Genomic DNA, 20,095 nt, shown 5'->3' with positions numbered 1-20,095 from the left:
GTGCGGGCTGACCTTGCCGCCATCCCTGGCCGCTGTCCGTCACGCCGGCTTGGTGGTCTTGCATGTGCCCAGTCCGTCCAGTCGTCCATCCGGTGCCGATGACGGGTGGGACGCATTGGGCTCCACGTCAGTTGCAAGATCACGCAATCGAGCGAGCGTCTGTGGGCTTTGCCACATGGAGGAACCGGCCTCCGCCGCCCACGAGCAGGGCGTGGCGCAGAACGAGCTGGGCCTTGGTGATCACGATGCGGTAGAACGGAATCCTTGAGTGACCGTGGACGTCACATTCCGCAGGGGAGATGCGTGTGGGGATGCCGCCGGACCTGAAGGTCATCGCCGAGGGGATGATCAAGGCCTCGATGGGCATGGTGACGACCGTCATGCCCGGCGCCCGAGACACCACCATCGCGCATGTAGTGCCGCGTGCCGACATCAACCCGGGACAAGTGCATTACCGGTAGTTCGTTAAATCCGGAGGTAGAGGTCAATGCCGTGTCCTGTGGTGACCGCGTCGATCAGCGCCTGGAGTTCGCAGGGTGGGTCGGTGTCCGTCCAGGCTCGCCACCATCGGGTGAGGGTGATGGCGGGGGTGAGCCAGGAGCGGATGGCCCGTAAGGCCCTTGGCCAGCAGGGCGGTTGGGGCTGGAGGGGTATGGCTGGGCCCCCTCTCTGGGCCCTCGTCGGGGCACGGGTCGGGCGCGGTGGCGTCCAGGGGTCCCGGTGGGGCGAACCATTGGTCCCAGCAGAAGGAGAAGGCGCAGTTGACCAGGGTCTGGTGGCGGCGGATAGCGCGGTCGGAGCGGACTTGGAAGTCGGCCCAGCCGAGTTCGTCCTTGATCTGTTTGTAGCTCTGCTCGATCCAGGGCCGCAGTCCGTAGAGGCGGATGATCTCGGCGAGGTCGGCCGGCGGGTGCGGGCTGGTGGTGGCGTGGGGTGCGTCGGGGTGGGGCAGGTTGGTGGCCAGGTACCAGGTGGCTTTCTCCGGCAGGCTGGCCGGGTCGGTGGTGGCCACGACCAGTCGGCAGGGTGAGTCGGGTCCGTAGCCGCCCAGGCGGGCGTCGGCGGCCCACCAGGTCTCGGTGTGCCCGTCGCGGAAGTGACGCTCCACAACTGTCCAGTCGCCGGGACGCCTGGCATCCTTCCAGGTCAGGGCGTGTGCGGCTTCGATGGGAGTGTGCGGCTCGTGGGCCGGGGCCCAGACACCGTTGCGCGGCTTGAGGGCTACTACGTAGGGCAGGCCGGCCTCGCGCAGCGCGAGGTACCAGTCGTCACTGACGGAGTAGGCGCAGTCGGCGACCACCGCCCGGCAGCCGAAGCCCGCCTCCTTCCCGCGGGCCGCGAGGGCAGCAGCCAGCTGCGGCTTGGTGCGGAAGGACGGATCCGAGCGGCCGCGGTCGAAGTGGTGGGCAGGGGTGTAGGGAGTCGCGTGCAGCGGGTAATACACGCGGCCGTCGGTCCACACCGTGGTCACCGTGACGATGCCGTTGTCCGTCTTGCCCAACCGGCCCAGCCACTGCCTGCCCACGTGCGCGGTGGCCATGCCGTCCTTGCGGTCCCCGGAATCGTCGATCACGATGACCCCACCACCGTGCGGAGCAGTCGCCGGCTCCTCACGCAGCAGCTCGAGCCGCCGGTCGTTGACCTGCTCGACCTCCCAGGGCGACTCGGACAGGAAGAACTGCAGCCGCTGCACCCCCGGCATCCCCGCACCCGCCACCGGCTCCGCCCCGGCCAGACAGGTGATCGTCTTGTTCCGCTCCCGCGGCACCAGCAGCCCGGTCAGGTACTCGCGAAACCCCCGCCGCTGGGCGAGACTGAAGAAGAGGTCGTCGAACCGGGCCGCGTAGTCCTCCAACGGCCCCGGCGCAGGCGGACACGGACGGCGAGCAGTCATCTTCAGCCCCCCAGCAAGGCAGTTGACTCCTCCCACCGGCCTACGACCAACCCGACCTGACGTCAATCCACACCACCGCCGGATTTAACGAACTACCGTTACAGGTAGTTCGTTAAACTCGGCGGTAGTTGTGCTTGACGGGCGTATGCGGCGGGCGTGCGGGGAGGAACGGGATTCCGTCGAGTGCTGGAGGTCGGCGATGACTGCGCGCCGCCCGTGTCCGTTGCAGGACTACATGTTGAACCACCCCGGTTGCGTAGCATCGCATCCTGCGTGCGCCACGAATCCTGGTGCCCACCCCATGGAGACTTGGCGACATGGAAAGATCATAGGGCTAGAGTTGACAGATATGCCAAGAACGTTCGCCGGTTGGAACGAGTCAGCGTTCGACGTGTTGTTGCGTCTTGAAGGTGAGCCGTCACAAGAGGTGATGCGCGAGGTCCGCAAGGATCGCGAACGTCTCGTGCGGCAACCGATGGTCTCGCTGCTCCATGACTTGGCATGGGCGGATCCCGCTTTCGAGGACCATTCTGTCTGGCGGTACGGGAAGACACCATGGTGGTGGCAGAACCAGTCTGCTATGGCACGCATCGCCCGGAACGTCGAGATCGGGCTGCGCTTCAATCTGGACGGCCTGCAAGTGCAGGGTGCATGGTGGTACGCCGACTCAGATCAGATCAGCAGGTTCAGGGCGGCTGTCGCCGCTGAGGCAAGCGGTTCCGTATTGGGCAATGTGGTGGCGGACCTACGTGGCAAGGGGTTCGAGATCACCGGGGACCTTCTGAAGCGTGCGCCCCGGGAGTACCCCACCGACCATCCTCGAGCAGCGTTGCTGCGTCACCGATCGCTGCTCGCCGTGCGATACCTCGGCTGTGACGAATGGCTGCAGACGCCGGAGGTCGTCGACCGCGTGCTGGCCATATACGAGGAACTCAGACCACTGCTCAGCTGGCTGACCGACCACGTCGCCGCTTGAGGCCCATCGCCGGTCTCGGGTCAGGGCTGATGCGTTCTCAAGTTTCAAGGATGGCGTCCCACTTTGTGGTGTAGCCGATCAAGGCTAGGGCGTACGCCCCGGGGCGTGTGGTGATGGGGATTCCGCTCCCTGCCCAGCAGGCGGGCCACCTGCAACTCTCCTTGGTGAACGGCCAGTTCAACCCGGGAGGTGCACGGTGGCCCTGTCTCAGTCTGACCTACTCCGCCTGCTGGAGTCACTACGTTCGGCGGACGGGCTCGAACTCGTCCGTTCGGTGGCCGAGCGGATGCTCCAGGAATTGATCGAGGCCGAGGCGAGCGCGAGGATCGGCGCGGAGTGGAACGAACACACCGACACCCGCACCGCGCTGCGCAACGGGCACCGGGACAAGACACTGACCACGCAGGCCGGCGACCTGGACCTGGGCATACCCAAGCTGCGCTCGGGCAGCTTCTTCCCCAGCCTGCTGGAGCGCCGCCGGCGCATCGACCAGGCCCTGTTCGCCGTCGTGATGGAGGCGTACGTCCACGGGGTGTCCACCCGCTCGGTCGACGAGCTGGTCAAGGCCCTCGGTGCGGACAGCGGGATCTCCAAGAGCGAGGTCTCGCGGATCTGTGCCGACCTGGACACCCAGCTGACCGCGTTCCGCACCCGGTCGCTGGACCATGTCCGCTTCCCCTACATGTATCTGGATGCGACGTACTGCAAGGCCAGGGTCGCCCACCAGATCGTCTCCCGGGCCGTGGTGATCGCCACCGGTATCACCGAGGACGGCGGCCGCGAGGTGCTGGGAGTGATGGTCGGCGACAGCGAGACCGAGGTGTTCTGGACCCAGTTCCTTCGCTCCTTGCGCGAACGCGGCCTGAACGGGGTCCGGCTCGTGCTCGGCGACCACCACTCGGGCCTGGTCAAGGCGATCCGCAAGGTGATCATCGGTGCGGCCTACCAGCGGTGCAGGGTGCACTTCCTGCGCAACGTCTTCGGCGTGATCCCCAAGGACGCCGCCGAGATGGTCGCCGCCACCATCCGCACCATCTTCGCCCAGCCCGACCAGGCCGCCGTTCGCCGCCAGCTCGACACGGTCGCCGACATGCTCGGCGCGCAGTTCCCGCAGGTCAAACAGATGCTCCTGGAAGCCAAGGACGACCTGACGGCATTCGCAGCCTTCCCCGAACGACATTGGAAGAAGATCCAGTCCACGAACCCGCTGGAGCGGGTCAACCGAGAGATCAAGCGTCGCATCGATGTCGTCCAGGTCTTCCCCAACGACGACGCGCTGCTGCGGCTGGTCACCGCCGTGCTCTTCGAGATGCACGACGAGTGGATCGCCTTCCCCCGCCGCTATCTCCCCGAGGGCAGCATGGACCAGATCTACCCCGCCGAGCTCCCCGAAAGCGCCCCCGAGCTACCCAACACCACCAACACAACCGCCGATTGATCGGCTACACCACGACAAGGGACACAACCGTTTCAAGATCGAGGAGTTGGAGTGCGTGGTCGCCTCATGACCGGTAGTGGTCGGTGGCAGCGGTGATGTTCGTCCAGCCGGCCTGGCGGATGAGGCCGATCGAGGTTGCGGAGGGTCTCAGTCACTCGGGGTAGCGGTGCCGGTGGATGGCGTCCGCCAGGTGGTGTAGCCGATCGATGCACCGGAACTCGCAGGTCACGCCCGCTACTTCGACCGGCTGTGGCACTCCCGGTGCCTCACGGGGCCATTTCGCGGGCTGCGGAAACGAAGAGATCATCGCGAGCCGGGCACCGGAGGTTCACCACCTCGCGGGACGCGACCTGCTGGTGGACGGATGGGCTGTCGCTGGCTGCGCGAGCCGCGTGCGGCCTTGCCTTCCATGGCAAGCGAGTCCACTCCAGGGTTACCGGTAGTTCGTTGAATCCGGTGCTGGTGTGGGTTGACGTCAGGTCGGGTTGGTCGTAGGCCGGTGGGAGGAGTCAACTGCCTTGCTGGGGGCTGAAGATGACTGCTCGCCGTCCGTGTCCGCCTGCGCCGGGGCCGTTGGAGGAGTACGCGGCCCGGTTCGACGACCTCTTCTTCAGGCTGGCCCAGCGGCGGGGGTTTCGCGAGTACCTGACCGGGCTGTTGGCGCCGCGGGAGCGGAACAAGACGCTCACCTGCCTGGCGGGGGCGGAGCCGGTGGCGGGTGCGGGGATGCCGGGGGTGCAGGGGCTGCAGTTCTTCCTGTCCGAGTCGCCTTGGGAGGTCGAGCAGGTCAACGACCGGCGGCTTGAACTGCTGCGCGAGGAGCCGGCGACGGCTCCGCATGACGGTGGGGTCATCGTGATCGACGATTCCGGGGACCGCAAGGACGGTACGGCGACCGCGCATGTGGGCAGGCAGTGGCTGGGCCGGTTGGGCAAGACGGACAACGGCATCGTCACGGTGACCACGGTGTGGACCGACGGCCGCGTGTATTACCCGCTGCACGCGACTCCCTACACCCCTGCCCACCACTTCGACCGCGGCCGCTCGGATCCGGCTTTCCGTACGAAACCGCAGCTGGCTGCTGCCCTCGCGGTTCGGGGGAAGGAGGCGGGCTTCGGCTGCCGGGCGGTGGTCGCCGACTGTGCCTACTCCGTCAGTGACGACTGGTATCTCGCGCTGCGCGAGGCCGGCCTGGCCTACGTGGTGGCCCTCAAGCCACACCGCGGCACCTGGGCCCGGGCCGACCAGCCGCACACCCCCATCGAAGCCGCACATGCCCTGACCTGGACGAATGCCAAGCGCCCAGGCGACTGGACACCCGTTGAGCGTCACTTCGGCGACGGGCACACCGAGACCTGGTGGGCCGCCGACGCCCGCCTGGGCGGCTACGGACCCGACTCACCCTGCCGACTGGTCGTGGCCACCACCGACCCGGCCAGCCTGCCGGAGAAAGCCACCTGGTACCTGGCCACCAACCTGCCCCACCCCGACGCACCCCACGCCACCACCAGCCCGCACCCGCCCGCCGACCTCGCCGAGATCGTCCGCCTCTACGGACTGCGGCCGTGGATCGAGCAGAGCTACAAACAGATCAAGGACGACCTCGGCTGGGCCGACTTCCAAGTCCGCTCCGACCGCGCCATCCGCCGCCACCAGACCCTGGTCAACTGCGCCTTCTCCTTCTGCTGGGACCAATGGTTCGCCCCACCCGGACCCCTGGATGCCACCGCGCCGGACCCGTGCCCCGACGAGGGGCCAGAGAGGGGGCCCAGCCGAACCCCACCGGTCCCAACCGCCCTGCTGGCCCAAGGCCTTACGAGCCATCCGTTCCTGGCTCACCCCCGCCATCACCCTCAACCGATGGTGGCGAGCCTGGACGGACGCCGACCCACCCTCCGAGCTCCAGGCGCTGATCGACGCGGTCACCACCGGACACGGCATTGACTCTGTCGGGGATCCTCGGGTATTTCCGCCGACCGATGCAGCTGTCGAGGTGCCCGTTGCGGTAGCTGTCAAGTCAAATGAAACGAATGTGCGGCTATGAACTGTGTTGCTGTGGTTCGCGTCGTCGGGCGGGGTCGTTGATCCACGCCTGTTGGGGAATCTTCGGCGGCACCGGCCGGCTGTTGAAGCGTTCGGGGTGCTGCTCGTAGGCGGTGATGAGGGTGGCCGCCCGTTGCTCGCGGACGAGTTCGGCGGTGCCGAAGTGGACACTGGCGGGGGTGTGGTAGCCGATCCCGGAATGCCGGTGGACGTGGTTGTAGTGCGAGATGAACGCCTCCATCCACTCCCGTGCGTGGGTGAGGGAATCGAAGCGTTCTGGGTAGTCGGGCTGGTATTTCGTGGTGCGGAACTGGCTCTCGCTGAACGGGTTGTCGTTGCTGACTCTGGGCCTGGAGTGGCTGCGGGTCACGCCGAGATCGAGGAGCATCTGGGAGACTTGCTTGCTGGTCATCGAGGTGCCGCGGTCGGCGTGCACGGTGTGCGGCACGATGCCGTTGCGGTCGATCGCCTCACGGATCAACTCCTCGGCACGGGCGGCGGATTCGGCCGCCTCGACGGTGTGGCCGACAACGTAGCGGGAGTAGATGTCCAGGATCACGTACCCGTGAAACCAGACGCCCTTCGCCGGACCCGCCAGATGCGTGATGTCCCAACTCCACACCTCGGATGGGCCGTCGGCCACGAGCTCGGGGACCGTGCGGGGCGGGTGGGTGGCCTGACGGCGGCGTTCACCGTCTTGCCCGGCCTCCTTCAGGATCCGGTACATGGTGCGCTCGGAACAGTGGTAGCGGCCCTCGTCCAGCTCACGTGCGTAGATCTGCGCGGGCGGCAGGTCCACGTATTCGGGCCGGTTCATCAACGCCAGCACGGCCTGCCGCTCGGCCGGTGTCAGGGCGTTGACCGGCGCGGGACGTGGGGCTCTGGGCCTGGCCGGGAGGGGGTTCAGCCGCCGGTGGTGGGTGGCTCGGGAACGGCCGGTCAGGCGGCACGCGGCCACGATGCCCACGTGCGGGGCCAGGCGATCGACGGCCTCGTGGAGAAGCGGCTCCAGGGCGTCCTTCAGTCCGCGCTCTTGGAGAGTGCTTCCAAGAGCGCGTGTGTTTTTCCCAGCACCTCCAGTGCGGCGTCCCGCTTCGCGACCTCCTTCTCCAGCCGCTCCACCTGCCGCCGAAGCTTGTCGTTCTCCGCCTCGGCAGGGTGCTTCTTCGGCCGTGCGGGGCTGGTGCGGTGGTCGGTCAGCCTCTCCAGCGCGCCGGCGTCCCTGGCCTGGCGCCACTCGATGATGTGGGAGTGGTACAGCCGCTCCCGGCGCAGGACCGCGCCTTTGTCCCCGGTGGGGGCCGCGTCGTATTCGGCGACGATGCGCAGCTTGTACTCGGGGGTGAAACGGCGGCGCTTCGGCTTTGGCGCGGGATCTTGCCCGGAGGGCTTGGTGCTGGTCATGCGGGAGGTGCTCCTGTCGTACCCGCCCACAATATCTGATCATTTCGGGGCGTCTCACCCGACGATGTCAGAGACGGTTGTCCCTGCGCCCCCGTTCCGGTGAGCGAGTCCCGCCTCTGACCGCGCAGGTGGCGCGGGCGAGCAACCCGGGCGGCACGACGGCGATATGGGTGAGGGACCGCCTCGACGGGCTGTGGTGCGACGAGGACTTCACGGACTGGTACCCCAGGGACGGACGTCCCGGGCTTTCGCCTGCTCAACTGGCCACCGTCTGTGTGCTGCAGTTCCTGCTCGGCCTGTCGGACCGGCAGGCCGTCGAGGCGGTCCGCTGCCGCATCGACTTCAAGTACGCCCTGGCCATGGAGCTGGACGATCCCGGCTTTCACCACAGTGTGCTGGCAGACTTCCGCGACCGTCTCGCTGAGGACGGCCGTGCTGACCGCCTCCTGGACCTCGCGCTGGCCCGGCTGAAAGAGGCCGGGCTGGTGCGCGAGCGCACCACACAGCGCACCGACTCCACCCACGTCCTGGCCGCGGTGCGTGATCTAACTCGCCTGGAGCTGATCACCGAAGCGGTCCGCGCCGCACTCGAAGAAGTCGCCGGCACGTCCCCGCACCTGCTCGACGAGCTGGTCGATGAGGACTGGGGGCACCGCTACGGTCGGCCGGTCCGCCTGGGCAAGAACCCCACCAAGCCCAAGGCCAGAATCCTTGCCACCGGAAACGACGCCGCCCGGCTCCTGGAACACCTCCACCGTCGCGGAGCGGACCGCATGCCCGGTCCCCGTGTCCAGGCCCTGCGCCAGATCATGGTGCAGAACTACCACCGGGATGCCGCAGGACACCTGCGCTGGCGCACCGCGGAGAAGGAAGGCGGACCCGGGCTGCCGCCCTCGTCGAGGGCAATCGTCTCGCCCTACGACTCCTCCGCCCGCTACGCACGGCACGGACACATCATCAGCTGGAAGGGGTTCGCCGCCCATCTGACCGAAACCTGCGCTCCTGACGGCCCCAACGTGATCACGGATGTCGCCACCACCGCGGCCACCACCCACGACAGCCAGGTCCTGCCCGGCATCCACACCCGCCTCGCCCGACGCGGGCTGCTTCCCGCCGAGCACCTGGTCGACGCCGGCTACACCTCCCTGCCCCACCTGGAACAAGCCGCCCGTGAACACCAGGTCACCGTCTCCGGGCCACTGAAGAGCAACCCCACCCGTCAGCACCGCCGAGACGAGGGCTTCGCCCGGGACGACTTCCATATCGACTTCGATCGTCAGCAGGTCACCTGCCCGCAGGGGCAGGTCAGCGCGGGCTGGCACGGCCCCTACCCGACCTCCTCGCCCACCGCGGCCCCTTTGATCGTGGCACGGTTCACCAAGAGCCAGTGCCGCCCCTGCCCGACTCGCGCCCAGTGCACCAGCACCGCCGACAGCGCCCGCACCGTGGGCTTTCCCCCGCGCGAACTCCGCGACCTGCAACTCCGCGTCCGCGCCGAACAGCAGACGCCTGAGTGGAAGGCCCGCTACGCGGTCCGCTCCGGAGTGGAGGGCACGGTCAACAAGTTCGCCCACGGACACGGCATGCGACGCTGCCGCTACCGAGGACAGGCAAAGGCCCACATCCAGCACGTCCTGACGGCCATCGCCGTCAACATCGAGCGCCTCAGCGGACTGGCACCGGCCGAGGAAGCCCCCACGCCCCGCCAGCCGACTGCCTTCCAGAACTACCTCGACCAACGCGAGATCCCTCGTCTGAAGTCCTGGCGCACCCTGGGTAGTTGACCTCGGCGGCTACTAGATCCCCGACAGAGTCAAGTTAGTTCCTCATGCTCTGCGTAATTCGCAGGAACTCGGCGTCAGTCATGGACGGGTCGTCGGTCCAGACGGTGATGGTGTATCCGTTCTGGGTCCACACTGCCGTCCACGACGGGTCTGACGTCTTCTGAAGTCGGCCGGCATGACCGCTGAAGGACATCGGAGTCCCCTGTGTGGGTGTGGTCTCGCCAGCGTCCGCCGTGATACTCAGGGCGCCGACCTGCCCTCCCTTGCCCGGGTTGCGCTGGTAAGTGTAGGTCCATGTGGCTTTGCTACTCACCGGGTTCGGCAGCCCTAGGGAGTTATTGGGGCCGATGGCCTTATCCGCAGGCGCGAAGCCGGACGGCAGATATCGGGGGTAGGGGAAGTGCGTGTCGTCGAAGGTAGTGATGCCCTCGCCAGTGACACCATCGGTGATTTTCCTGTCTCCCACGGGCTTGTCGAGGGAGGTGCTGATCAGGCCGCCATGCGGGTTGTGGCACGAATCACTGGACCGACGCTGACCATGCCATTTGCGCTTTTCTGTCAGCGCGATGCCGTGGGCGGACTCGTGAGCTTGGAGATCGGGTTTGTCCTCGCAGTCCATCCAGGATGTGACGGTGGTGAGGGTGCGCCCGTGGTTGCTTACGAATACGTCGCTGTCTATAGGCCCGTCGTCAGTGTGGACGTTGTCCCGAGCCATCCAGACGGTCACGGCTGCCGCTAGACAGACCAACCCGGCACCGGCCCAGATCATCCAGCGGAAACGGCGGAGGTTCTTCAAGGGCACGGTCGCATACTCCGTAGTCTTCCGGCGGATGGCTGACGCCAAGCCTGCCATGGCGGAACCGAAGAGAAGAAGGAGGCGGGGGCGTGCTCCGCCTCCGCCGTGATGTCAACTGGTGACGAGGGTCCAGTTCATGTCCTGGAGCGTCTGGTAGATCGGCACGTAGTAGAGACCTTTAAAGCACCACGGCGTGCGCTGCCAGCCGTCAGTGACGGTGCTTACCGATTCATCTGCCGGGCAGTTGACCGTGCTATCGAAGGAAGTGAGTGTTCCGCGTGCCTCGTCGGTCGTGAAGTTGTTCGCGCCGGCGAAGACGGCCGTCTCTGACATCGTCGGGTGAGACGCCCCGAAATGATCAGATATTGTGGGCGGGTACGACAGGAGCACCTCCCGCATGACCAGCACCAAGCCCTCCGGGCAAGATCCCGCGCCAAAGCCGAAGCGCCGCCGTTTCACCCCCGAGTACAAGCTGCGCATCGTCGCCGAATACGACGCGGCCCCCACCGGGGACAAAGGCGCGGTCCTGCGCCGGGAGCGGCTGTACCACTCCCACATCATCGAGTGGCGCCAGGCCAGGGACGCCGGCGCGCTGGAGAGGCTGACCGACCACCGCACCAGCCCCGCACGGCCGAAGAAGCACCCCGCCGAGGCGGAGAACGACAAGCTTCGGCGGCAGGTGGAGCGGCTGGAGAAGGAGGTCGCGAAGCGGGACGCCGCACTGGAGGTGCTGGGAAAAACACACGCGCTCTTGGAAGCACTCTCCAAGAGCGCGGACTGAAGGACGCCCTGGAGCCGCTTCTCCACGAGGCCGTCGATCGCCTGGCCCCGCACGTGGGCATCGTGGCCGCGTGCCGCCTGACCGGCCGTTCCCGAGCCACCCACCACCGGCGGCTGAACCCCCTCCCGGCCAGGCCCAGAGCCCCACGTCCCGCGCCGGTCAACGCCCTGACACCGGCCGAGCGGCAGGCCGTGCTGGCGTTGATGAACCGGCCCGAATACGTGGACCTGCCGCCCGCGCAGATCTACGCACGTGAGCTGGACGAGGGCCGCTACCACTGTTCCGAGCGCACCATGTACCGGATCCTGAAGGAGGCCGGGCAAGACGGTGAACGCCGCCGTCAGGCCACCCACCCGCCCCGCACGGTCCCCGAGCTCGTGGCCGACGGCCCATCCGAGGTGTGGAGTTGGGACATCACGCATCTGGCGGGTCCGGCGAAGGGCGTCTGGTTTCACGGGTACGTGATCCTGGACATCTACTCCCGCTACGTTGTCGGCCACACCGTCGAGGCGGCCGAATCCGCCGCCCGTGCCGAGGAGTTGATCCGTGAGGCGATCGACCGCAACGGCATCGTGCCGCACACCGTGCACGCCGACCGCGGCACCTCGATGACCAGCAAGCAAGTCTCCCAGATGCTCCTCGATCTCGGCGTGACCCGCAGCCACTCCAGGCCCAGAGTCAGCAACGACAACCCGTTCAGCGAGAGCCAGTTCCGCACCACGAAATACCAGCCCGACTACCCAGAACGCTTCGATTCCCTCACCCACGCACGGGAGTGGATGGAGGCGTTCATCTCGCACTACAACCACGTCCACCGGCATTCCGGGATCGGCTACCACACCCCCGCCAGTGTCCACTTCGGCACCGCCGAACTCGTCCGCGAGCAACGGGCGGCCACCCTCATCACCGCCTACGAGCAGCACCCCGAACGCTTCAACAGCCGGCCGGTGCCGCCGAAGATTCCCCAACAGGCGTGGATCAACGACCCCGCCCGACGACGCGAACCACAGCAACACAGTTCATAGCCGCACATTCGTTTCATTTGACTTGACAGCTACCGCGGGGGCGCCGCTGTCGCCGTTGACTCCTGCGATGCCGTCCGATGTCAGTGAGGTGGCGTAGGCGAGATCAGTGATCGGCCGGTACACGCCGTTCTCGCCCGTGACTCCGACGTCGGTCTTGGAGATCTGTACGTTGCAGTGGACACCGCCGTTGGCGCCGTCCTCGCACACGTAGTCACCGACGTTGTTGTGGCCCCAGCCGTTGACCGGTTTCGCGTAGTAGTCGGACCGCATCGCTGTCCCGTCGTACAGGGCGCCGCTGAGCTGTGGCTTCGGCAGGTCGATTCCCTGGACGTCATCGGTCATGGAGATCGCGAGGCCGTCACTTGAGCCGACGGCGTCACCACCCAGGTAAGTTCGCCAAAGGCCGTCGTTCCCGTTGCAGTGGGCGGCGGTGGTCAGCATGTTCACCCCCTTGTAGTTCTTGACGCCGAAGCCACTGGAGCAGATACCGCCGGTGGGATTCTTCAGCCCGGAACCTCCGGTCCAGGGTGCGGCGTCGTGCTGCCTGTTGGTCACCCCCACGTTGGGGCTTGCTGGGGCAGGACGCCTGGCCGGGGCAGTGGGAGTTGTGACCTCTGCGGGCGGGGCCTTGTAGCTCGCAGTGGTGTTGATGCCTGTCAGCCGGTCGGTGAGGGCTTTGACTTCGCGCGAACGGTCCTTGCGGGCAGCCGGTGCGAGGGGATCCCTCGCGGCGGCCAAGTTGGGGCCGGGGGCATCGGCATACGTAATGTCGAGGCCGCTTCCGCCCACGGCCCCGCCGATGCTGTTGATGCGGATGGGGGTCGATACGCCAGCCACGCGCAGATTCACGGGCTTCCCGCCGAGCAGGAGCTTGTTGCGGGCCGCGTGCAGATCGGCCTTGGAGTAGCGCGCCGGAAGGACCGAAGCAGTCACGCCCTTGGGCAGGTGAGCAAGGACGCGCTGCACACGCTGCGGCAGGGAGCCCTTCCAGTGCAGGCGCAGGCTGTTGTGGTCGGGGTCGACTTCGATCTCGGTGAAGCCGGGAATCCTGGCCCGGTCCGATTCGGAGAGCCCTTCAGTGATCTGCCCGGCGACCTTGTCGAGCACTTCCTGCTTCTTCTCGAGCGCGATGATGCGCGGATCCGTGACAGGGCGGCCCTTCCCGGCGGCGGGTGCTGCCTTTGCCACTGCGCTGCCGGGCTGTTGGGGCGACGCGCCCGCGGCGGGGGAAGCGATGAAGGGGAGGGAGAGGGCCAGTGCCGCGACGGGGATGGCTGTCGCCGCCCGGCTGCGGCTTCTGTCGGCGTCCTTCACAAGACCTCATTTCCTCAGTTACGCAATTGACGTGATCATGGTGGTTCGGTTGTGATCTTGGGAGCAAGGTGAAATTGAGACAGGGCAGTAGATCGTCTGACCGAGCCTGACGGTTCGCTGGTTCCTGCTCGTTGGTGCCGCACGGCCATCTACGATCTGGTGCATGGATCCCGAGCTGCTGGAACGGATCACCGCGCGGTGCGCGGAACTGGATGAAATCGAAGAACAGTTGGCCAAGCAGCTGGCGGAGGTGCGGGCCGAGCGGGACGAGCTCGCTGTCGCCGAGCGGGTCCTTGAGCGGGTGAGCGAGCAACTCGCTGACGAGCGCGCCAAGGCCGCGCCGACACCGGGGCAGGTGGGTGGCCGGGCGGTGATGCTGATCCCGCACCGCACGCCGGGCATGGAGGAGACCATGCTCCCGCCGGACTACCAGCACATTTTCGCCGCCGTGCGGCAGGCCGCCGGACCGGTCATGGCCCGGCAGGTCGGCGAGATGCTGGGAGTCGACGTCACCGTGCGGGCCAAGCTGGAACCGCTGCGCGGGAGACTGGTCAGACTCGTTGATCGCGGATGGCTGCGGAAACTGCCCGACGGCCGCTTCACCACCCGCCTGGAACAGGCTGCCGCGCAGAAGGCCGGCGGCTGGCTCTCCCGCTTCCGCACCTGACCCGGGCAAGCCGCGGCGACCGACCACGCGGGCAAGCCCAGGCGATGCTGGGCAAGCCCGCGTTGTCGGTGGCGGCTGCAAAGCTTGGTCGGATGAACGGCGATGAGCAGCTGCTGAACGGCCGGGTCTACGGCGCGGAGCACGACGACCCCAACCCGGGCCCGCGTCCGCACCGGACGTACGCCGCACTGGTCGGCGGTCCGCTGGACGGGCTGCTGCTGGACATCACCGGGTGGCGGCCGGAGGAAGTCGACGACGGCGTGGCCCTGTCCACCGAGCTGTCACGGTGGCCCGGGCGGCCGCGCCCTGTACGACCCGCGTCCCGGCGAGCCCCGCACCCCGGGCCCGGGTATCAGCTGCCGCTTCTACTACTTCGGCGACACACCCTGACTACGGCGCTTCACCACGGCACCGGGCTTCTCCCACCGGAACTCCGCGTCTGGCCTGAACGTCCTTGCCATCTCGTGAACTTGCCCTCCATTACCCCGGCGGCGCCCACACGTCAGGCCCGGAGCCCCGCCACTCCACCCAGTCCGCGCTCGCCACGTCCTCCGGATCGACGTCTTGTGAGCCGGTCCGGTTCAGGAACTCGACGATGTCGTACAGCGTGTAGGCCATGCCCACGAACCGGCTGCCGACGCGGACGCGTCTGCCGCCGTCGTCGGCCGGCGGGTAGACGACGACCTGCGGGATCTCGGTCATGCTGCCAGGGTGCGACGCGCGCCGGGAGCGCGCATGCGGGACACCAGCACCGTCCGTAGTCTGATGGTGCTCGGGGCTATCACGGAGGTTTACCGATGCCCCGAACCATATGGTCAGGAGCCATCAGCTTTGGCCTGGTGACCGTGCCGATCAATGTGGTGAGCGCGACCGAGGACCACTCGATCCGTTTCCACCAGTACCACCTCGAGGACATGGGCCGGGTCCGCTACCGGAAGGTGTGCGAGCTGGAGGACCGCGAGGTCGACCAGTCCGAGATCGGCAAGGGGTACGAACTGACCCGGGACCGGCTCATCCCGATCACGGACGAGGAACTGAGCAACCTGCCGCTGCCGACGGCGAAGGCCATCGAGATCGACGCCTTCGTGCCGTTGGAGGACATCGACCCGATCCGCATGGGCGCCGGGTACTACCTGGCCGCCGGCGGGCAGGTGGCTGCGAAGCCGTACAAGCTCCTGGTCGAAGCGTTGCGCCGCTCTCGCCGGGTGGCCATCGCGAAGTATGCATGGAGCGGCCGGGAGAGGCTGGGCGTGCTCCGCGTACGCGGCGACGCCATGGTTCTTCAGGAATTGCTGTGGCCAGATGAAATTCGCGATCCCACCGAGCTGCTCCCCGCGCCGACGGAAGTGTCGGAGGAGGAGATCGAGGGCGCGCTCGCCCTGATGGACACCATGACGGTCGACGCCCTTGAGGGCGAGGAGTTCACCGACCGGTACACCGAGGCGCTCGGCCAGATCATCGAGGCTAAGCGGGAGGAGCAGCCGCTCCCCAAGGTGCCCGAACCGGAGCAGCCGGCCCAGGTCCTCGACCTCATGGCCGCGCTGAACGCCTCCGTGCAGCAGGCCAAGGCGTCCCGGGGTGAGAAGACCGGTCCGGCCGAAGTGCACGAGCTGCCGGAGCCGAAGAAGAAGGCGCCCGCGAAAAAGCAGCTGGCCAAGAAGACCGCGGCGAAGAAGACGACCGCCAAGAAGTCGACAGGTCGCCGCCCGCGCAGCGCCTGACTGCTCCGACGCTAGTCCAGGATGCCGAGTGCGGTGTCCGGCCGGCAGTGGGGGCATGCCGGCACCTCGCGCCGTAGCGCGTCGAGTGCCTGCTGCCGGGTCGCCGGCCGGCACCGCCCGCTCGTGGCCGCCGTCCAGCAGCTGCCGGTGTGCACGGCGTCGACGTTGCTGCGGTTGAGCCCGTACTGGATCAGCCAATCCGGCTCCGGCGGCCGGCTCTGCTCGCCTTGCCGGCGCTCGCGCTCCCGCCGTTCCTCGTCGGCGATCCACCGGTCGATCAGGGCCAGCTGCCGCGCGGTCTGCTGCTCGACGACGCGGCGGGCGAACCGCAGCATGTCGAGGCGGGTCGGCGGGTGATCGTCGTGCACTTGGGTTTTCCTCTGCGCTGCGCTGGCGTGTCTCGCCTTGCCCAGAAAATCGAACATGCGCTCTAATCTCAGTATGCACCGCGTAGACCACCTCACCGACACCCAGGAGCGCATCCTCCGCCACATCCGGCAAGCCATCGCCGACCGCGGGGAAGCACCGACCATGGCGGAGATCGGCGAGGCGGTCGGCATGCGTTCCCGGGCATCCGTGCACTACCGGCTGGCCGAGCTGGCAGCGAAGGGCGCCATCGTCCGCAACCCTCACCGCTGGCGCGGGATCCGGCTCAGGTGACGCGCGCCGGCCGCTACCGCCTCCTGCTCGCCACCGGCGGCCGGCCGGTACAGCACGGCTGGTGGCATGAGGAGAAAACCGGGCGTCGGAACTTCGACACGTGGGCCCGGGAGTACAGCAGCATGCCGGACCCGCAGGTCACCCTCACCGACGAGGAGACCAGCGAGACGTTGGCAGAGTGGCCAGAGGCGGACTGACCCTGCCGCTCAGGGCGAGGCGGCCCGTCATCCTTACTCGGGGTTCATTCGCACGTACAGGCCCTCACACTCACAGAACCACCCGTGGCCGTCCGCGAGGGTACGGGCTCCCTCGGTACGCATACGGGCACCCATGGGGAGCACGCACGACCGGACCACTTCTCGCTGCCGGTCCGTCCCGAAGTGGCTGGCCGCCAGTTCCACGCTCTCGGCCATGGCCGTGGCGGCATCGTCGACGGTCGCGAAATCGGCGCCCGCCATCCCGTCCACCTCCCACGCCCACGACATCCGCACGCCCACACCCCCAGCGTAGGCATGCCCCTTTCAGGCGGCGCGTTGACGACCTGGCCCGAGGAACCGTGAACGTCTGCCATCCTGACGAAGATCAAGGAGGCGACGCCATGGCCCACCGCCCGTACCCGAGCCGCGACCGCGCACGCAAGCAGCTCGACCGGCACTGCTACGAGCTGGGCCCCGCCCCACGCCGGGTCTTGAGGCACTTCCAGCCGCAGCTGCTGAACGGCACGGCCGCGGTCGTGCACCGCGACGTTGAACCCATGGCCGCCACCCTTGAGCCGGGGGCGCCGCCCGTCGACGAGTACCGCCTGACGACACGCTGACCGCGCGGCCGCCGACTACTCGGCCGGATCCTCCTCGGCGTGCCGGACCGCACGCTTCACGGCCTGCTCCACCTCATGCCGGCTCTCCCCGGACTCCTTGGCGTATGCGGTGACGGCTGCCTGCACGGCCACGGTCGCCTCGCGCCAGCGGCGCCACTGCGCGTCGTACTCGTCACCGTCGAGGCCTGCGAGTTTCGCGCGCTCTTCCTCGGCAGAAGTTCCAGCGTGATGTGTGTCCTGAACATGGAAGGAAGTTGGATGTAGGAGCAGTTTCCGGAAATGGTGCTGTGTGAGAGATGAAGGATTTGTGGCCCTTCGAAGCCGCCCTGCGGGGGGAGGCTTCAAACTGCCTCATGCTGCGTTAGCTGAAGACTGTCGTGGTGAGCGATGAGGAAAAGGCGCCGTAGGAGGCGTCAGGTGGGGACCGGAAAGACGAACGCAAGTGAATCGCTGCTGACGTGTCGAAATGGAACCAGACGACATCAAAACCGGGGCGGATCATGAGTTCCGGGATGAGCCTGGCGGGTGCCCGTCTATTGGCCAGGTGGTGTCCGGCATGGAGGCGACGTGAGTCCGGTCTGCGGCTCTCGCATGGAACAGGAGAAGGCAGGCGCTGATACGCCCTGACGCAGGTCGGGGGAGAGGGAGTGCCCCAAGCGGCGGACACCGTAAGGGGTCGAGTACCGATGCGGCGCCTGCTGGCAGACCGGTCCGTAGTAGTGATGAAGCCCCTGTAATGGGGGTGGAGCGAAGGGGCCGGGTCGTTCGTGGCTGAGTTGATCACATCAACCGGGCGAGAGCCCGGGAGGAGTGCGATGGACCAGTTGAAGTCTCAGGTCAAGCCGTTTGATATTTCGAAGTGGGAAGTCAAGGAGGCATGGGAGGAAGTCAAGGCAAATAGGGGCGCATCCGGCGTGGATGGGCAGAGCATCGACGAATTCGAGAAGGACCTGAGGAGCAACCTCTACAAGGTCTGGAATCGCATGTCGTCGGGCTCATACTTTCCGCCACCGGTGCGCGCGGTGGAGATCCCCAAGCCGCATGGAGGTGGCACGAGAATGCTCGGCATTCCCACTGTCGCCGATCGTGTGGCTCAGACCGTGGTTTCCCGGCATCTAGTGAGAAGGGTGGAGACTGTTTTCCACCCGGACAGCTACGGATACCGGCCTGGACGGTCTGCCTTGGATGCGGTGGAAAGGTGCCGGGAGCGTTGCTGGAAGCGGGACTGGGTGGTGGAGTTCGACATCGCCAAGTTCTTCGACAGCGTGCCCTGGGACCTGCTGGTCAAGGCGGTGGAGGCTCACACTGATGCCGTATGGGTGAAGTTGTACGTGCGCCGGTGGCTCACCGCCCCGCTCGTCATGCCCGACGGCTCCCTGCTGGAACGGGACCGCGGGACCCCGCAAGGGGCCCCGGTGTCTCCCGTCCTGGCGAACCTGTTCCTGCACTACGCGTTCGACGCCTGGATGGCACGGGAGTTCCCGGGCATCTGGTTCGAGCGCTATGCGGACGACGCGGTACTGCACTGCGTCACCGAGCGCCAGGCCCGGCAGGTGCTGGCCTCGCTCAGGGACAGGTTGGTCGAGGTCGGGTTGCAGCTGCACCCGGACAAGACCCGGATCGTCTACTGCAAGGACTCGTACCGGCGCGGCTCCTATGAGCACACGTCGTTCACGTTCCTCGGGTACACGTTCCGGCCCAGGAAGAACCGGAATCGGCACGGCAAGCAGTTCCTGTCGTTCGAGCCGGCCATCAGCAGGCAGGCCCTGACCCGGATCGGTCGGGAAGTGCGTTCGTGGCAACTGCACATCCACACCGGAAGTTCCTTCACAGACCTCGCCCGCAGGATCAACCCTGTGGTCGGGGGCTGGATCAACTACTACGGACGATTCCGCCCGTGGGAGCTGATCGCCTTCCTGATGCGCATCAACGCCTACCTGGTGCGTTGGATCCGCCGGAAGTACAAACGGCTCGCAGGCTACCGCAAAGCGCTCGCGAAGCTCGGGGAGATCGCGCAGCGGTACCCACGCATGTTCGCGCATTGGCGCCTGACCGCTGTCGCCTGCTTGATCTGATGGTCAGAACGACAAGAGCCGTGTAACGGGAGACTTTTACGCACGGTTCCGTGAGAGCCGAGGGGTGAGATCCCCCTCGGCTACTCGATCAACTCATCGGGGACCTCGGCCACGGCCGGATCCTAGACGGCCCTCACGGCAGCCCGGCTCTCGGGGCCACCGGCCGATCGGGTACACCCGGCCTGGCCTGGAGAATGCTGCCCCTCCCGGGCTCCGTCGGCCCACTTTCAGGGTGACCGTGTCTGAGCTGTGTGGGGTGCGGTCGCGCCCTGACGAGCCCGCGCCTGCCACGTACGACGTGGGAGTGCTGCCTGTCGGCCGCCGGAGAGCTGGTCGGGTGGCACCTGCCGCAGGGCGACGGGGAGCCGCAGTCGGCCGCCCGGGAGACGGCGGTGCTCCTGGCGGCCGCGGTGCACGCACTCGCGGCCGACGCTGGGGTGACTGGCCCGTAGGTTGCAGCCCTGCCCCTCACGTCGCCCGCCGGACAGACCAGCCTGCTCACCACGCTCCACGACCATGCACTGTCCGCGCTCCAGTCCTGCCCCGCCGACGAACTGGGCAGCGGTGAGCGCGCGCAACTGCTTGCCGCGTACGGTGCACCGCAGTGGTCGGCCGTACAGACGGCTGCGCGGACGGTTGTTGAGCATCATGTCCGGGACGCCGCTGATCGCGGCTGCCCGCACCCGGCCATCAGGGACCG

21 protein-coding genes and 1 pseudogene are annotated in these 20,095 nt (G+C 67.3%); 12 read left to right on the top strand and 10 right to left on the bottom strand.

Annotated elements, in window-relative coordinates; translation table 11 throughout:
* Positions 1-139: 139 nt before the first annotated feature.
* A complete protein-coding gene (locus GQF42_RS00510) occupies positions 140-382 on the bottom strand; it encodes a hypothetical protein (RefSeq protein WP_158916700.1) in 243 nt (80 codons plus the stop codon).
* Between the two features lie 102 nt (positions 383-484).
* The gene (locus GQF42_RS00505) at positions 485-1,894 is read right to left on the bottom strand and encodes an IS701 family transposase (protein WP_158916698.1); all 1,410 of its coding nucleotides are present in this window, start codon (positions 1,892-1,894) and stop codon (positions 485-487) included.
* Positions 1,895-2,243: 349 nt separating this feature from the next.
* On the opposite strand from GQF42_RS00505, the gene GQF42_RS00500 reads away from it, so the two are divergent.
* The 3 genes from GQF42_RS00500 (at position 2,244) to GQF42_RS00490 (ending at position 6,252) form a co-directional block, all read left to right on the top strand.
* Positions 2,244-2,870 (top strand): DUF2461 family protein, encoded by a 627-nt coding sequence (locus GQF42_RS00500; RefSeq protein WP_158916696.1) that lies wholly within the window; start codon positions 2,244-2,246, stop codon positions 2,868-2,870.
* Between the two features lie 196 nt (positions 2,871-3,066).
* Positions 3,067-4,308 carry an IS256 family transposase gene (locus GQF42_RS00495; protein ID WP_067049883.1) on the top strand — a complete coding sequence of 414 codons (1,242 nt, stop codon included), beginning with the start codon at positions 3,067-3,069 and terminating at the stop codon, positions 4,306-4,308.
* A 534-nt stretch (positions 4,309-4,842) separates the two neighbouring features.
* Entirely contained in the window at positions 4,843-6,252 is a 1,410-nt protein-coding gene (locus GQF42_RS00490) for an IS701 family transposase (RefSeq protein ID WP_158916694.1), read from the top strand.
* 94 nt (positions 6,253-6,346) lie between these two features.
* Here GQF42_RS00490 and GQF42_RS00485 read toward each other — a convergent pair.
* A protein-coding gene (locus GQF42_RS00485; protein ID WP_407699472.1) for an IS3 family transposase occupies positions 6,347-7,755 on the bottom strand; the annotation gives its coding sequence in 2 pieces (ribosomal slippage) (positions 6,347-7,389 and positions 7,389-7,755; 1,410 coding nt in all).
* A gap of 170 nt (positions 7,756-7,925) precedes the next feature.
* Between GQF42_RS00485 and GQF42_RS00480 the strand changes: the two genes are divergently transcribed.
* Positions 7,926-9,539, top strand: a complete 1,614-nt coding sequence (locus GQF42_RS00480; RefSeq protein ID WP_233273144.1) for an IS1182 family transposase — start codon at positions 7,926-7,928, stop codon at positions 9,537-9,539.
* Between the two features lie 34 nt (positions 9,540-9,573).
* Here GQF42_RS00480 and GQF42_RS00475 read toward each other — a convergent pair whose 3' ends face one another.
* Both GQF42_RS00475 and GQF42_RS00470 read right to left on the bottom strand, forming a co-directional pair.
* Positions 9,574-10,341 (bottom strand): hypothetical protein, encoded by a 768-nt coding sequence (locus tag GQF42_RS00475; protein WP_233273143.1) that lies wholly within the window; start codon positions 10,339-10,341, stop codon positions 9,574-9,576.
* A 105-nt stretch (positions 10,342-10,446) separates the two neighbouring features.
* Entirely contained in the window at positions 10,447-10,668 is a 222-nt protein-coding gene (locus GQF42_RS00470) for a hypothetical protein (protein WP_158916692.1), read from the bottom strand.
* A gap of 64 nt (positions 10,669-10,732) precedes the next feature.
* On the opposite strand from GQF42_RS00470, the gene GQF42_RS00465 reads away from it, so the two are divergent.
* Positions 10,733-12,141, top strand: a protein-coding gene (locus tag GQF42_RS00465) for an IS3 family transposase (protein WP_407699472.1) whose coding sequence is annotated in 2 segments (ribosomal slippage) — positions 10,733-11,099 and positions 11,099-12,141 — 1,410 coding nt in all. Because the reading frame shifts where the segments join, the coding sequence is not laid out codon by codon here.
* Here GQF42_RS00465 and GQF42_RS00460 read toward each other — a convergent pair.
* On the bottom strand, positions 12,136-13,455 hold the full coding sequence (locus GQF42_RS00460) for a hypothetical protein (protein WP_158916690.1): 1,320 nt from the start codon (positions 13,453-13,455) through the stop codon (positions 12,136-12,138). The two genes, GQF42_RS00465 and GQF42_RS00460, sit on opposite strands and share 6 nt — an antisense overlap.
* A gap of 163 nt (positions 13,456-13,618) precedes the next feature.
* On the opposite strand from GQF42_RS00460, the gene GQF42_RS00455 reads away from it, so the two are divergent.
* A complete protein-coding gene (locus GQF42_RS00455) occupies positions 13,619-14,122 on the top strand; it encodes a hypothetical protein (protein WP_199272523.1) in 504 nt (167 codons plus the stop codon).
* A gap of 92 nt (positions 14,123-14,214) precedes the next feature.
* Positions 14,215-14,512: pseudogene (locus GQF42_RS45325) on the top strand (hypothetical protein).
* A gap of 90 nt (positions 14,513-14,602) precedes the next feature.
* On the opposite strand, the gene GQF42_RS00445 reads toward GQF42_RS45325, so the two are convergent.
* On the bottom strand, positions 14,603-14,824 hold the full coding sequence (locus GQF42_RS00445) for a hypothetical protein (protein WP_158916688.1): 222 nt from the start codon (positions 14,822-14,824) through the stop codon (positions 14,603-14,605).
* Between the two features lie 95 nt (positions 14,825-14,919).
* Here GQF42_RS00445 and ku point away from each other — a divergent pair, with 95 nt between their 5' ends.
* Entirely contained in the window at positions 14,920-15,843 is a 924-nt protein-coding gene (gene ku / locus GQF42_RS00440) for a non-homologous end joining protein Ku (RefSeq protein ID WP_158916686.1), read from the top strand.
* Positions 15,844-15,854: 11 nt separating this feature from the next.
* Here ku and GQF42_RS00435 read toward each other — a convergent pair whose 3' ends face one another.
* Complete coding sequence (locus GQF42_RS00435) at positions 15,855-16,178, bottom strand: DUF6233 domain-containing protein (RefSeq protein WP_158929616.1); 324 nt, start codon at positions 16,176-16,178, stop codon at positions 15,855-15,857.
* 106 nt (positions 16,179-16,284) lie between these two features.
* On the opposite strand from GQF42_RS00435, the gene GQF42_RS00430 reads away from it, so the two are divergent.
* Together GQF42_RS00430 and GQF42_RS00425 are read left to right on the top strand one after the other, a co-directional pair.
* Entirely contained in the window at positions 16,285-16,503 is a 219-nt protein-coding gene (locus tag GQF42_RS00430; protein WP_233273142.1) for a LexA family protein, read from the top strand.
* On the top strand, positions 16,500-16,700 hold the full coding sequence (locus GQF42_RS00425) for a hypothetical protein (protein ID WP_158916683.1): 201 nt from the start codon (positions 16,500-16,502) through the stop codon (positions 16,698-16,700). The genes GQF42_RS00430 and GQF42_RS00425 overlap by 4 nt, the downstream gene beginning before the upstream one ends.
* Positions 16,701-16,733: 33 nt before the next feature.
* Here GQF42_RS00425 and GQF42_RS00420 read toward each other — a convergent pair whose 3' ends face one another.
* Positions 16,734-17,000 (bottom strand): hypothetical protein, encoded by a 267-nt coding sequence (locus GQF42_RS00420; protein WP_158916681.1) that lies wholly within the window; start codon positions 16,998-17,000, stop codon positions 16,734-16,736.
* Between the two features lie 101 nt (positions 17,001-17,101).
* Between GQF42_RS00420 and GQF42_RS00415 the strand changes: the two genes are divergently transcribed.
* On the top strand, positions 17,102-17,320 hold the full coding sequence (locus tag GQF42_RS00415; protein ID WP_158916679.1) for a hypothetical protein: 219 nt from the start codon (positions 17,102-17,104) through the stop codon (positions 17,318-17,320).
* Between the two features lie 815 nt (positions 17,321-18,135).
* Positions 18,136-19,395, top strand: coding sequence for a group II intron reverse transcriptase/maturase (gene ltrA, locus GQF42_RS00405; protein ID WP_158916677.1), 1,260 nt, complete (start codon positions 18,136-18,138; stop codon positions 19,393-19,395).
* 227 nt (positions 19,396-19,622) lie between these two features.
* Here ltrA and GQF42_RS00400 read toward each other — a convergent pair whose 3' ends face one another.
* Positions 19,623-20,078, bottom strand: a complete 456-nt coding sequence (locus GQF42_RS00400) for a hypothetical protein (RefSeq protein WP_158916675.1) — start codon at positions 20,076-20,078, stop codon at positions 19,623-19,625.
* Positions 20,079-20,095 lie beyond the last annotated feature (17 nt).

The organism is Streptomyces broussonetiae (assembly GCF_009796285.1).
Lineage (GTDB): Bacteria > Actinomycetota > Actinomycetes > Streptomycetales > Streptomycetaceae > Streptomyces > Streptomyces broussonetiae.
The sequence above is the reverse complement of the archived record's forward strand: the minus strand, read 5'-3'. Positions and strand labels throughout refer to the sequence as shown.